At 43.6% G+C, this 13,284-nt stretch carries 17 protein-coding genes; 9 read left to right on the top strand and 8 right to left on the bottom strand.

The window, feature by feature from the left end:
• Window positions 1–29 precede the first annotated feature (29 nt).
• Complete coding sequence (locus tag ICN38_RS09840; protein WP_216257068.1) at window positions 30–1,655, bottom strand: GMC family oxidoreductase; 1,626 nt, start codon at window positions 1,653–1,655, stop codon at window positions 30–32.
• 110 nt (window positions 1,656–1,765) lie between these two features.
• Here ICN38_RS09840 and ICN38_RS09835 point away from each other — a divergent pair, with 110 nt between their 5' ends.
• Genes ICN38_RS09835 through yjgA form a run of 3 tightly spaced genes read left to right on the top strand, consistent with a single transcriptional unit; the run spans window position 1,766 to window position 2,959 of the window.
• Window positions 1,766–2,065, top strand: a complete 300-nt coding sequence (locus ICN38_RS09835) for a type II toxin-antitoxin system RelE/ParE family toxin (protein WP_370624398.1) — start codon at window positions 1,766–1,768, stop codon at window positions 2,063–2,065.
• A 15-nt stretch (window positions 2,066–2,080) separates the two neighbouring features.
• Window positions 2,081–2,392, top strand: coding sequence for a helix-turn-helix domain-containing protein (locus tag ICN38_RS09830; RefSeq protein WP_216256918.1), 312 nt, complete (start codon window positions 2,081–2,083; stop codon window positions 2,390–2,392).
• Window positions 2,393–2,431: 39 nt separating this feature from the next.
• Window positions 2,432–2,959 carry a ribosome biogenesis factor YjgA gene (gene yjgA / locus ICN38_RS09825; RefSeq protein WP_216256917.1) on the top strand — a complete coding sequence of 176 codons (528 nt, stop codon included), beginning with the start codon at window positions 2,432–2,434 and terminating at the stop codon, window positions 2,957–2,959.
• On the opposite strand, the gene ICN38_RS09820 is transcribed toward yjgA, so the two are convergent.
• The 7 genes from ICN38_RS09820 to pcaD form a co-directional block, all read right to left on the bottom strand.
• On the bottom strand, window positions 2,956–4,020 hold the full coding sequence (locus ICN38_RS09820; protein ID WP_216256916.1) for an acyltransferase: 1,065 nt from the start codon (window positions 4,018–4,020) through the stop codon (window positions 2,956–2,958). The genes yjgA and ICN38_RS09820 overlap by 4 nt on opposite strands.
• 27 nt (window positions 4,021–4,047) lie before the next feature.
• On the bottom strand, window positions 4,048–4,611 hold the full coding sequence (locus tag ICN38_RS09815) for a cytochrome c (protein ID WP_216256915.1): 564 nt from the start codon (window positions 4,609–4,611) through the stop codon (window positions 4,048–4,050).
• Between the two features lie 32 nt (window positions 4,612–4,643).
• Window positions 4,644–5,879, bottom strand: a complete 1,236-nt coding sequence (locus tag ICN38_RS09810; protein WP_255562812.1) for a sorbosone dehydrogenase family protein — start codon at window positions 5,877–5,879, stop codon at window positions 4,644–4,646.
• Between the two features lie 144 nt (window positions 5,880–6,023).
• Window positions 6,024–8,186, bottom strand: coding sequence for a TonB-dependent receptor (locus ICN38_RS09805; RefSeq protein WP_216256914.1), 2,163 nt, complete (start codon window positions 8,184–8,186; stop codon window positions 6,024–6,026).
• A gap of 21 nt (window positions 8,187–8,207) precedes the next feature.
• Entirely contained in the window at window positions 8,208–8,393 is a 186-nt protein-coding gene (locus ICN38_RS09800) for a hypothetical protein (RefSeq protein WP_216256913.1), read from the bottom strand.
• 36 nt (window positions 8,394–8,429) lie between these two features.
• Window positions 8,430–9,008, bottom strand: coding sequence for an HdeD family acid-resistance protein (locus ICN38_RS09795; RefSeq protein ID WP_216256912.1), 579 nt, complete (start codon window positions 9,006–9,008; stop codon window positions 8,430–8,432).
• A 51-nt stretch (window positions 9,009–9,059) separates the two neighbouring features.
• Window positions 9,060–9,875 carry a 3-oxoadipate enol-lactonase gene (gene pcaD / locus ICN38_RS09790; RefSeq protein ID WP_216256911.1) on the bottom strand — a complete coding sequence of 272 codons (816 nt, stop codon included), beginning with the start codon at window positions 9,873–9,875 and terminating at the stop codon, window positions 9,060–9,062.
• Window positions 9,876–9,978: 103 nt separating this feature from the next.
• On the opposite strand from pcaD, the gene ICN38_RS09785 reads away from it, so the two are divergent.
• The 6 genes from ICN38_RS09785 to ICN38_RS09760 all read left to right on the top strand — a co-directional run bounded on the left by ICN38_RS09785 (window position 9,979) and on the right by ICN38_RS09760 (window position 13,197).
• Window positions 9,979–10,986: a tripartite tricarboxylate transporter substrate binding protein gene (locus ICN38_RS09785; RefSeq protein WP_216256910.1), complete on the top strand. Its 1,008-nt coding sequence runs from the start codon at window positions 9,979–9,981 to the stop codon at window positions 10,984–10,986.
• Complete coding sequence (locus ICN38_RS09780) at window positions 10,973–11,875, top strand: amidohydrolase family protein (RefSeq protein ID WP_216256909.1); 903 nt, start codon at window positions 10,973–10,975, stop codon at window positions 11,873–11,875. Before ICN38_RS09785 ends, ICN38_RS09780 begins: the two co-directional genes overlap by 14 nt.
• A gap of 31 nt (window positions 11,876–11,906) precedes the next feature.
• Window positions 11,907–12,134 carry a hypothetical protein gene (locus ICN38_RS09775; RefSeq protein WP_216256908.1) on the top strand — a complete coding sequence of 76 codons (228 nt, stop codon included), beginning with the start codon at window positions 11,907–11,909 and terminating at the stop codon, window positions 12,132–12,134.
• A gap of 2 nt (window positions 12,135–12,136) precedes the next feature.
• Entirely contained in the window at window positions 12,137–12,508 is a 372-nt protein-coding gene (locus ICN38_RS09770) for a hypothetical protein (protein ID WP_216256907.1), read from the top strand.
• A gap of 84 nt (window positions 12,509–12,592) precedes the next feature.
• Window positions 12,593–12,823, top strand: coding sequence for a hypothetical protein (locus ICN38_RS09765; protein ID WP_216256906.1), 231 nt, complete (start codon window positions 12,593–12,595; stop codon window positions 12,821–12,823).
• Window positions 12,823–13,197 (top strand): type II toxin-antitoxin system death-on-curing family toxin, encoded by a 375-nt coding sequence (locus ICN38_RS09760; protein ID WP_370624394.1) that lies wholly within the window; start codon window positions 12,823–12,825, stop codon window positions 13,195–13,197. The genes ICN38_RS09765 and ICN38_RS09760 overlap by 1 nt, the downstream gene beginning before the upstream one ends.
• Window positions 13,198–13,284 lie beyond the last annotated feature (87 nt).

The following is a 13,284-nucleotide window of genomic DNA, read 5'->3' as shown; positions in this document are numbered from 1 at the left end:
TTAGTGGTAGTCGGTCGCTCCGGTACGGACTATTCACGTGTGAGCAACTCTGCTACACGCTGGGCGATCATCATGGTTGGGGCTGCTGTATTGCCAGAGGTAATCGTTGGCATTGCCGAGGCATCAACCACACGCAAATGATGAATACCTCTTACACGTAATTGGGAATCTAAGACTGCCATTGGATCTTCAGCACGCCCCATCTTGCACGTGCCTACTGGATGGAAAATTGTCGTGCCGATATCTCCTGCTGCCTTTACTAACTCTTCATCAGTTTGATATTGCTTGCCTGGTTTGTATTCTTCTGGGGCATAAGGCATCAAAGCGGGGCTATGCGCAATTTGACGCGTTAATCTTAAAGACTCAGCAGCAACCTGCCGATCTTCCTCGGTAGATAAGTAGTTGGGATGAATCACTGGTGGAGCCTCGGGGTCAAGAGAGTTAATGTGCACACTTCCCCGCGAGGTGGGTCGCACATTACAAACGCTTGCTGTAAATGCATTAAACGAATGTAAATCTTCGCCAAACTTTTCAAGAGACAAGGGTTGCACGTGATATTCCACATTCGCACTCTTTTGCTCAGGAGAGCTATATGCAAATGCTCCCAACTGAGATGGTGCCATTGACATGGGCCCAGAGCGCTTTAATAAATACTCTAAGCCAATCATCATCTTGCCCCACAGGGTATTGGCCTTGGTGTTTAAAGTCTTAATGCCGTTGACCTTGTACACCATGCGCAATTGCAAATGATCTTGCAGGTTCTCACCTACTCCAGGCAAATCTTGCACCACTGGTATTCCCAAGGCATTCAAATGAGATGCAGCACCTACCCCTGAGCGCTCCAGTATTTGTACGCTCCCAATTGAACCGGCACATAACAAAACTTCGCCGCCCTGATCAATTGAACAAAGCGCCTCTGCTCTCACACCATCTTTGAGATATTGAACGCCGTAACAATTTTTACTGACTGGATCAATCTTGAGTTTATCGACTATTGCCTCAGTAATCACTGTGAGATTGCTACGCTTAGCAGCATCTTTTAAAAATGCTTTAGAGGTATTAAGACGCCAGCCAGCGCGTTGACTCACATCAAAGTAGCCCACCCCAAAATTATCACCACAATTGAAGTCTTCAGTTGCGGGAATACCTGCCTCTACTGCAGCCTCTTTAAATTTATCCATGATGGGCCAGCGTAAACGCTGCTTGGAAACAGTCCACTCTCCCCCTTTACCATGCCACTCATTCGCATCACCATGGTAATCCTCAAACTGCTTATATCGAGCAAGTGCATTTTCCCAAGACCAGGACTCATCACCGGTTGCTTGCACCCAAGATTCATAATCTCCCGCTTGGCCGCGCATGTAGATCATGCCGTTAATAGAGGAACATCCACCGAGCACCCTACCGCGTGGATAGAGTAAAGAGCGTCCATTCAAACCTTTTTCATTCACAGTCTTAAAGCGCCAATCAGCTCTAGGATTGTCAATGCAATATAGATAGCCTACTGGAATATGAATCCAGATGTAGTTGTCGTTCTTTCCTGCCTCAATTAATAAGACCCTTTTACGAGGGTTCTCAGACAAGCGTTTAGCCAGCATGCAGCCGGCGCTGCCTGCCCCAATGATGATGTAGTCGTAAGTATTTGCAGAAGTCATGTTCAAACTGGCAATCAATGATGACTTCCATTATTTACCAATACAAACAAATAGGTATTTCTTGTCATTTTTGTTGATTTGATATAAGATCATATTTGATCTAACATAAGATCATAAACATTCATTACAAAAGACCATTTGCTCAATTTGTTAAAAAATCCAGGAAGCCGCTACAACTTGTAATTGAAGATAAAGTGATTTTAATTTGCAAAAACCCTGAAATCGGTGAACAAAAGCTGGGTGACCTACACGATTTATTTATTTATAAATTTCGCTTTAATAATCAAGAATATTTAATGGCCTACAAGTTTGGACCTAAAGGCAGCAATCTAGAAATTTTATGGATTGATTTTTACAAAGTAGGTAGTCATGAAAACTTTTATCTTGAATTAAAAAAATTTATCCATTAAGAATGAAGGAGTCCAATGAATAACTCACTGACAGCAGAGGATCTATTCGCTCAAGTAAAACAAATGACGGCAAAAGAGCGTATTAAATTTTTCTCACTAATTGCCATAAATGTGTTCAAAGAGCCTGATTACACTCACGAGCAAGTATTTGGAAGGTTAAAGAATGAAGCTTTTTCTGCGGAAGAGGCTGCGGAGTACCTTGAAGTCTCCTTACCCACCTTGCGACGTTATGTGCAATCAGGAAAGCTAAGGCCTTCTGCCGTTATTGGGAGGAGTCAGCTATTTTCAAGCATAGACTTAAGGCTCCTAAAGCAGAAACTTAGCTAGAAGAATGAAGCATTGGTAATACCCGTCTAAAATGACGCAATGCACGTTAATGAGAAAAACCGGACGCCCAAACTAGCTGAGCCTGATGATGGTCCCAGTAAGTCTGAATTAAAACGTCAAATGACTGAACGCCAGAAGTTGGCAGAAGTTTTGGCCGCTCTCAGTAGTGATGCACTCAAAACCATTCCCTTGGATGAAGCCATCAAGACAGCGATTGCCGAAACAAACAAAATCAAAAGTTTTGAAGCTATCCGTCGCCATAAGCAATACCTCGGAAAGCTGATGCGCTTTTTGGATGATGAAGAACTCGATGCCATTCAAAAACGTTTAGATGCTATTCAGGGGGTGAGTAAAGCTGAAACAGCTAAGCTCCATTTTTTAGAGAGCTACCGTGATCGCTTAATAGCAAACGATGAAACCTTTACTAAAATGATTGAACAATATCCCGATATGGATATTCAGAATATGCGTACCTTAATTCGGAATGCGCGCAGGGAAAAAGAGCAAAGCAAGCCGCCTAAAGCCTATCGAGAAATCTTCCGCGTTTTAAAGGATATGGGGCTTTAGACCTTCAGCTTCAAAGATGGAATCTCGATCCATCGATATAAATAGTTTGCAGCCACTGTACTGCAAACCACTACTCCCAACATCATGCCAAGTGCCAAGGCGCCGCTCTCATGGGAATTCATTCCTGAGGCAATATATAAAGTGTTGGCTAACAAAATGAAGGCAAAGTGAATCAGAAAAGCGCTATACGAACGCTTGCTGCCCCATGAGATCGCCTTCAGAAAAACGTCTTGGCCGTTTGGATAGACCTTATTTCCCCAAAGCAATAAAGCGATCGCAATAAACCAAGCTAAGAAGTTTCTTAACCAGACTTGCTGTAAGGAAGAGATGGCGATGATGAGTCCAATCACTAGCAGCGCAATTTTGGCTAAACGATTGACGCCTGGGTTAGCAAAGCACTTCGCTAGATAAGCCAATACACCCAAACCATAAGAGCCAATGAAGTAGATGAAGTAGGCTTCATACGCTCCCGAGCGATTAAAAAATAATAATGAGCTCACAGCTAAAATACTGATCACCCAAATGACCGCCTGATAACTTGGAAAGGAAATCAACAGAATGGCCAAGATGCAATAAAGCTGCCAATCAATTGCGATGTACCAAGCGCCCGCAGAAATGGAATCTAGACCCAAGATGCCTTGGATAAAAAACAGATGCGCTAAAAATTGTCCTAAGGTTTCGGACTCACCCACGAATTCATCATTGACCCAAAAGCGCGCAACATAAGCACACGCAATCGTAAAAATTAATGCCACTGCATAAGGAGCAAAGAGGCGTAGATAGCGATTGAGGATGACCTTGAGCAGACCATGGGCGCTAAATTTGACTATGGCAAAACGACTGAGTGATTGCGCTGCCAAATACCCTGCCATCACCAAAAAAATCTGGACTGCATAGCGGCCATACTCAAATAACCAAGTCATGATCCCTGGCAAAACGCTACGAGCATCTTGGGCAATCTGCCCATAACTTGAAAGATGATGAAGAATAATTAAAAGCGCCGCTACGACCTTCAGTAAATCAATGAGAAATAGTGGCTGCTGTCGCGCTGAAGTTTGCAATGACGGGCTTCATATTAGGATTGAATATCAATTAAGTGATGCGGAGTAGGCAGCTAAAGCCTCGATATCTTCATCACTTAATCCTCTTGCTGCACTTCCCATTGTGCCATCCATATCTACCCGGGCACCAGAACGAATATTGCGCAACTGTGTAACGAAATATTCTGTGGATTGGCCGGCTAATCGGGGTACTTGCTTTTGACCCTGTAGTTTTGGTGCATGGCAGGAATTGCAATAATTTTGTTGTGTGATCTTTTGGCCTACAGCCAGCTTAGCTGCATCGCCCGCCTTAGCTTCTGGGGGTGATAGCGCAGAAAAATAGGCGGCGATATCTCGTATATCGTCATCACTTAAAGGTTTAGCAAACACTTCCATGCTGCCCCCTTTTCGCATACCCTCACGAAACTGCACCAACTGATAAAAAAGTGATAAGGGGGGCTGGGCTGCAATATTGGGAATATTCGGCGTAATGCCAATGCCATCAGTACCATGACAAGCAAAACAGGTTTGCGACTTAGCCTTGCCTAATACAGCATCAGGAGCTGCAAGGACTTGCCAAGAAATTAAACCGTAGATATTAAAAAAGGCCATCGCAACGATGGCCTTTATATTTCTTAAATACATTATTTACTATAAGACACTCTGTAAATTGCACCTGCTTCGCCATCGGAGATTAATAGTGAACCATCTTTAATCACTTGAACATCGGCAGGACGTCCCCAATATTCTTCGCCTTGAAGCCAACCAGTGACAAAGGGTTCTAATTTCACAGGTTTATTTTTAGCATCCAACACTACACGGACCACTTGATAACCTGCTCTCTTAGTACGATTCCATGAGCCATATTCAGCAATAAAAATATTTCCTTTGTATTCCGCTGGAAATTGTTTGCCGGTGTAAAAACGCAGGCCTAAAGGTGATACGTGTGCACCCAGTTTCATTTCAGGCTTATCAAATTCATCACAAGAACGGCCTTTACCAAATTCTGGATCCAACCAGTCGCCTTGATGGCAATGAGGATAACCAAAGTTCATGCCCTTAGGACGTACCAAACGATTTAAGGTGTCATTAGGTAAGTCTTCACCAGCCCAATCACGCCCCATATTGGTGAACCATAACTCATTTGTGCCAGGCTGGAAGTCCATACCAACACTGTTACGCACACCCGTAGCTACAGTCTCAATAGTATTGGTCTTGAGATTTAAACGCATGATCGTGGCATGAGTTGATGGTGGCACTACGATGTTCGCTGGTGTTCCAATTTGAAAATACAAATATTTCCCATCGGGACTCAACTTCAAATATTTCCAGCCATGTGGCTCATCTTTAGGCAGGGCATCAAACACTACTACAGGTGCTGGTGGATTATCTAAATTTTGCTCAATATTGTCGTAACGAATAATGCGTGAAAGTTCTGCAACATAAAGTGAACCATTAACAAATGCTACGCCATTCGGACGATGCAAACCTTTGGCAATCGTTTTCACTTCACGCTTGCCATCTTTAGAAACTACTGCGTAAACATTGCCAGGAAAGCGAGTGCCTACAAAAATTGTTCCGCTTGGAGACTCAGTCATCGAGCGAGCATTTGGCATGCCAGATGCCCACAACTCTATTTTAAAACCTGGTGGAACCTTGAGCTTATCAATCAAAATTTCATTCACAGGTTTTGCTACGAGTGGCGAAGGGTTCGGAACAAGCGCAGGATTCATACCATCTGCAGTTCTACCCTGCGCCCAAGTTGGGGGAACTCCGGCAGCTGCAGGCGCTGGCGCTGGCGCTGGCGCTTGGGCACTTGCTAATGTGGCAATTCCTAACCCAGCAGCAAACATGAAAGAATGTATTTGTTTGAGCTTCATTGGTAAATCTCCTTTTATTTTTTTAATTCTTATGCTGTTTCGATACTAATGCTTGTATCGCTTATCTCTCTTGGCAAAAGTTGTTAAATCCTAAAGCATTTTGAAGACATTGACATAAAACAAACTACTGCACTGCAGCAAATCCTAGAAATTAATCCGCGCCCCTACGGTAAATGCTTGTGGCATACCCGCCTGGTAAGCACTTGCTTGAGAGGCAATATTGAAGGTGACGTACTGACGATTCAATAAGTTCACCACTGAGGCAAAAATAGAAGCCTGTGAGTTGAGCTGATAATTTGCCTTAAGGCCTATAACTGCATAAGCAGGAACAGGTAGAGAGCCTGTAGACATCCAAGAGTTACCTACATAGCGCACAGTAGTCGTGATGCTAGCCTGCGGAACTGGGTAATAGGTAATACCAGCATTGGCTATATTTTTGGGAACACCCCCCACTTGGGTATTGATGGGGTCACTAGTAGCACTCCAGGTTAAAACGGTACGGGTGTAGCTATAACCACCATCGATCGCCCAATTTGGATTCACATCATGATGGTATTGCACCTCAATACCGCGACTCAATAAATTTTGCTGGTTGGTGTAGTAGTTCACATTGGTATAGCCACTCCCGCCTACATTGGATACACAGCCGGTTATTCCAGAGGCGCTACACAAGCTATTGGCAAAGCCTGCATTGGCGCTAGTGATCTTGTAACTGGTGATTGCATTAGTGATGTAATTATTAAATGCAGTGAACTGAGCAAAGCCACCCTTCCATCGATAGTCTGTGCCCAGCTCATAACCTGTCATGGTTTCTGGGGTCAGATTAGGGTTAGCCAAATACCAACCACCTACTGATGAGCCATAGCTACGTAAAGTGTTATTCATACTGGGTGCATGAAACGCTTGATACGCTGCACCACGCAGATCCCAATCAGTATTTGCTTTATACAAAAGTCCTAGTGATGGGCTAAATTGGGTTTTGCTCTTATTCGCAATCGCCTGATATGTTGGCGCGCTACCAGTATTCTGGTTGTAGTAAGTAGGTGTCTGACTGCCCCATGCATCGACCCGTGCACCAAGTGTTGCCTCAAGAGGAATGGCATTTGCCTTCGACTTCATCTGCCCCAAAAGACCATAAAAGTTTTGTTGACCCTGGGCGTAATTAACAGAAGTCACTGCGCTACTGGGCGCTAAATTATTCGTTTGATTTGACGCAGAAATATTGCGAGCATCTATACCCAAAATATATTGATCAATTCCTGCGACATTGAGGTCATGCGTGTACTGGGCAGATGCACCTAGCGTTGAATAAGGGTCAGTATAGTTGGCATTGATATATGGTTGATTAGGGGACGTACTGATATTGTTAGCTGTCTGCTTATAAAAGTTGGTGTTTTGGTAATACACATTTACTTGGGCTTTTTTATCAACGTCAAGTTGGGTGGTAGTGCCACCTGCTACATCGGTTGTCTGAATGAGATTTTTGGCAATCGCATAGTTATTGCTCAGATCGGCCATGGTGCTGTAACCCATTCTGAAGAAACCATTGGTATCTCGTGAGGCCTTAAAGTAATTCTGCAAACGGACATTCGTGTTCTTAACAGTGTCCGTACCCATACCATTTTTAATATTGCTGGGTGAACCAGGAGAAATCGTGGCGTAGTTCTGAAAACCTTCGCTCCCAAAGTAATCTGCAGAAAAACGCATCTGCATATCATCAGAAACAATTAAGTCTTTAGAGGCAGACACATTTCCAGTACCAAAAGAACCATAACTGGCCGTTACATCCTGAGCGCTATTTTTTGGAGTTCTCGTGTTGACGTTAATCACACCACCCATGCCGTAGTTACCCCACAGGCTTGAGACACCACCACGCACAAACTCAACCGACTCAATGGAAGAGAGTGGCATCTGGTTCCACTGCACCGTGCCATAGAAAGCATCATTTGCCGGTAAGCCATCAATAAGAACTAAGGTGCGGCCGTAGCCCAAGCCTCGCACGTTAATGCTTTGACCGGTAGGATCCTTCTGGTAATAAGGCACATCATTGAGAAAAACACCGGGAACATTTTTCAGAATCTGATCAATAGTTTGATCAGGCGAGGATTCAATTACCTCTTTCGTCAAGATAGTGGTGTTCAGCGGGATTTGATCAAGCGGAGTACCAGAACGTGTCGCATTAACAATGACATCGTTTAACTTTTGATCGTAGTTCGGTGGAGGAGCAATTTGTGCCCAAGCAGAAATTGCTGGTGCCCCGAAAATAAACAAACCCAGCTTAATTCTGAAACGTAAAGAATGATGCATGTATATCACTATCAACTAAATCTATTGAGATTTAGGTTTGGCTTTTCCCATGAGTGAAGCCAATAAGGGATTGGCTTGGGCCATTTCTTTTTTACTCAGTACTTTATCTTCGGCAGAGCCGGGTTTAGGTGCTTTGGCCGCATTTTTGATACGACTAGCAACAGCCAATCCTTGATTTTTATAAAGGTCTGTTTTTTTCATGGACATGGCTGTTGCGCTTCAAATCTGATTAAGTTGATTCAATTATTTTGTTATCGAGCGAGCTGCTAAACCCAAGAAGAGCAAAGACCAGCCCTGCAAGAGTAATTCGATAGCAATTAACAAGCCAGGCAACCATAAGCTCGATGATGGATAGCTATTCATAATCAACACGCCCATCAGAATTGAAATGGCAGCTGAAAGCGCCAACCAAAACCATTCACCGAAAACACGGTGCTGAAATGCGGCAACTAGGCGCAAGAAACCCGTTACAAAGAAAATCGCCGCTAGCCATAAAGTAATTACTTCAAGCGCTGGAATAGGAAATGCCCAGGTATATAAGCCTGCAGCAATATACAAGACTGCCATTAGCACTTGAATACCAACGCTCTTCCAGCCATGAGATTTCATAGCATGGGCACCTTGCAACACGCCGCCCACAACTAAGAACGCACCCAACACATTAATTGACACAAAAGAGAATAGTGTCTGGCCTGCAACGCCAATCATACCAAGCACGATAAATAAAATTCCCAGTCCAATCAGTGCACCAGGCACTTTTGCTGCTGCTCCTAGTACTGCCGTACGCATTGCTTTTACTTGTTCAATTGTTGGATCTGCCATGTCATTCTCCTGAAGGGGTACTGCAAAATAATAAAAAATATATTCTAGAAACTATAGAGTGTTATCGACTGAATCAATAAACTCACGAATGACTTGATTAAATACCGCTGGCTGCTCAATATTCGATAAATGCGCAGCTTCTTCAATTAATACCATCTTCGATCCATCAATCATACGATTAAGTACGGTCGCCTGCTCTACTGTACAGGCAGGATCTTGTCGACCAGTCAAGATCAGCGTGGGAGTCTTAATCTTGAGGAGCATAGTGGTTTGAGCCATATCCCTTACCGCACTAGCGCAACCGATATAGCCTTCAACACCAGTACCCAAAATCATTTGACGGACTTTATCAATATCTTGCGGAGCACGCTCGATAAAAGGTGCTGTAAACCAGCGCTTGATAGTTCCATCCACTAAACCAGGGATGCCATCTTTACGTGCAATTTCAAAACGCTCTTCCCACAAATTACGTGGTGGCATTTCACTAGCGGTATCGCATAAGGACAAAGAATAGATGCGCTCTGGATAGCGAGCACCCATTTGTTGCCCAATCATGCCACCCATGGATAAACCAATGAAATGCACCTTATCTATTTTCAGTGCATCCAATAAGGCCACTGCATCATCAGCCAATTGACTAATGGAGTAAGGACCTGAAGTAGTTTGAGAGCCCCCATGGCCGCGCTTGTCATACCGTAAGACACGATAACGATCGGCTAAAGCGGGGACGTTCCAATCCCACATGGAATAATTTGACATCAGACTATTGGCCATAAGAACCACATGAGCATCTTCAGGGCCATCAAAACGATAGGCTACCTCAAGTCCATTTACGGTAATTGTCTGTTGATCCTGCTTTTGAGTCATTTGTCTGGGCTTTCTTTAAATCTTGATCTAATACTATTTATGTAATCTTGAGAGCATGTTAGATTATCCAATGAAACTATAAAAAATTATTCGAGGAGACATGATGTATACAGCCAAACGCCCAGAGGGCCACGCCTGCACCTTCCTCAAGCTCACTTTGGGTTTAGGGCTCGCCATGAGCATGAGTCTTAGCCATGGCCAAAGCAAAGTACAAAAATATCCTGATCACACCGTCAGAATGGTAGTTCCGCTCACCACCGGCTCAGGTGCAGATATCGCAGGTCGGGTCGCTGCCAAAAGCCTTTCGGAGACTTGGAAACAATCGGTGATTATTGAAAATCGTCCAGGAGCAGGTGGATTAATCGGTACTGGAGTCGTTGTCAATTCTGAGCCCGATGGATATACCCTACTCGTGCAATCTGCTTCTTATGCTGCAAACCCAGCCATCTATAAAAAGCTGCCTTATGACCCACTCAAGAGTTTGATCGATGTCGCCATATTGGGACAAACACCTTATGTGATGATTACGGCAGCTGATGGGCCATATCAGTCAATTCGCGATTTGGTTATTGCGGCTAAATCTAAACCCGGAGAAATTACTTTTGCTTCTGCTGGTGTTGGAAGCTCTACTCACCTAGCTGCTGAGTACTTTAATCAGCTGATGGGAGTGAAATTAATACACGTTCCGTATAAGGGCTCACCTGAAGCCATTCAAGACACCATGTCGGGACGCACTGCGTTTTATATGGCTCCACTTGATACCGCCATTGGCCAACTCAAAGGTGGAAAAGTTCGCGCCCTTGGAGTTACTAGTAAAACGCGTAATGCTGCAGTGCCTGATATTCCTAGCATTGCAGAACAAGGCTATCCGAATTTTGAAATCGGTTTGTGGTTTGGTGTTTGGGCCCCAGCAGGTACACCACCTGCGATCGTGAGTAAGATTAATCAAAGCGTTAACCAATCCATGCAAGATCCTGAGGTCAAAACTGCCTATGAAAATAAAGGCATCAAAGCAACACCGATGAGTCCTACAGAATTTAGTAAGTTTGTGCGTGAAGAAATGGCAAAGTATTCAAAGATTGCCAAAGAAGCAGCCATTGAGCCTCAATAACGATTTAGCACCACTATGCCAAGCCCCTGATGCGCAAATACGTTCGCCCAAGATCGTATTTCCAAAAGGGGCGGTCGATTGCCATGCGCATGTCTGTGGGCCAGCAGATCTTTTTCCCTACGCAGATGAACGTATCTACACCCCACCCGACGCTAGACTAGAAAGTTACAGCGCCTTACTTCATATGCTGGGCATTGACCGTGCAGTCTTAGTTCAGCCTAGCGTCTATGGCACAGATAACCGAGCGATGCTAGCAGCCCTCAATCATCAGCCTGAAAAATTTCGTGGGGTTGCTGTGATTGCCGATAACACTAGCGATCGCGAGCTTGAAGAACTTCATCAAGCTGGAGTGCGTGGTGTACGTTGCAATATTGTGGATGTCGCAGATAAATCTGCTGGACTACCAATTCAATACCTCACCAAACTAGCAAAACGCATTGCTCCTTTTGCTTGGCACCTTGAACTGCTCATGCATGTCAATGAGTATCCAAAGCTCGCTTCCGTATTTGAAGACTTTCCAGTGGATTTAGTATTTGGTCACTTTGGATATACGCATGCAAAACATGGTTTGAAGGATCCTGGCTTTCAGGGCTTGTTAGATCTGATGCGTGAGCAAAAAGCCTGGGTCAAAATGACTGGTCCTTATCGCATTTGTGATGGCGACTTACCTTATGCTGATATGCGTCCATTCAATGATGCCGTGATTGAGGCTAATCGTGCACAATTGATCTGGGGCACTGATTGGCCCCATGTGATGGTCAAAAAGCAAATGCCTCATGATGCTGACCTGTGCGATCTATTTGGTTCCTGGGTGAGCGATCCTTTCTTGCGAAAATCGATTCTGGTGGATAACCCCTGTATCCTGTACGACTTTCCAGCACTATATTAAGCAAACTCTTGCATTGAGGATTGATAATTTTATGAGCAATACTTTCACTGTCATTTTCGGCATTATTGCCATGCTCCTACCCTTAGTTGTTGGGCGTATTTACTGGAAAAAATTTGATCATTACTTTGGTAGAGGTGATGAAGCCTATATGGATACCTTGGAGTATTTTCTAAAGAAGATTGGCTCTACTATATTAGTTGCCTTCATTATTCTTTGGATCGGCATGAGTTTAGTATTTAGTGGCAGTAGCCCTCAATAGTCATGAACGACCAACTCATCAACATCCTGAGCAAGGCAAAGCTCAACTTTGCGATCTTGGCCTGTATTTTGCTCATTGCAGTGGTGGGTAAAGTCGTAGAACCTGAGTTAACTAACAGAATTTTTGTGACTGCAGATCAGTTGGTGTCTGAGTTGTTCCTCATCTTTGCTGCCATTACCCTCGGCGCTTTTATTCCGAACTTTAAGTTGGTTGCCTTTGGATCAATTGCGGCATTTATTGGCGCTGCAGTATTGATTCATCTGGGCGTCTTTACTTATCTGACTACCGAATACCTATTTGCAGTACTGATTGTTGTCTTGGGATTTGCATCAATTGCCAATCTATATCGACACTATCGAGAGTTTAGGTTTTAACCCCTTGAATCTAATAGGTTTTTAAGATTTTCTTGATTTTTCCTGAAATTTCAAGAATAATCATGAAAACTAGTGAGACACAGCATGGGAACCTTAAATTTAAGCAAATTCTCCTCTCAGGCCAACCCTGAGATTTTGAATAGCCTTCATCAAATTGCAGATGATGAAGGTCGTAAATTTCATTCGGTTTTAGATGAAGCATTTCGCGATTATCTAAACAAAAAAGGCATATCAATTAATAGCCGCAAAGTGATGACCAAATTTTCGCAAAGCTTGCAAGAATTTGATGCGCTTTACAAAGATCTCGCCAAGTAGTGGTTTATCTAAGCAAGGAAGATGTCATGTTGATGCATGGCGTCTTGATACGTCAGTTTGGTGGACATTTTGGACTTAGGGATGAAGGCGCACTAGAGGCAGCCCTTTATCGACCTCAGTCTGGCTACTACCCAGATCTTATAAGCCAAGCGGCAGCATTATTTGAAAGTCTAGCCGTTAATCACCCATTTATAGATGGCAATAAAAGAATTGCTTTTGCAGTAATGGATACATTTTTACGCTCGAATAATATGCGTATTGACGCGAAACCAAAAGATATCTATAAAAAAATTATTCAAATGTTTGAACAAAAAGAGTTGCAGCACGAGGTAGTAGATACCTGGCTACGAACAATTTGCAAGATATCTCCTTAATATATGAAAAACCATTTTAGCTAGCAATAAAACTACATAACTAAAATGGCTTGTTGTTATTTACAGCAAGATTTTTCTGATTGCCAG

The sequence above is a fragment of the Polynucleobacter sp. AP-Melu-500A-A1 genome (genome assembly GCF_018882125.1).
Classification (GTDB): domain Bacteria; phylum Pseudomonadota; class Gammaproteobacteria; order Burkholderiales; family Burkholderiaceae; genus Polynucleobacter.
Note: the sequence above shows the minus strand (reverse complement) of the source record. Positions and strands in the feature narration are given on the sequence as shown.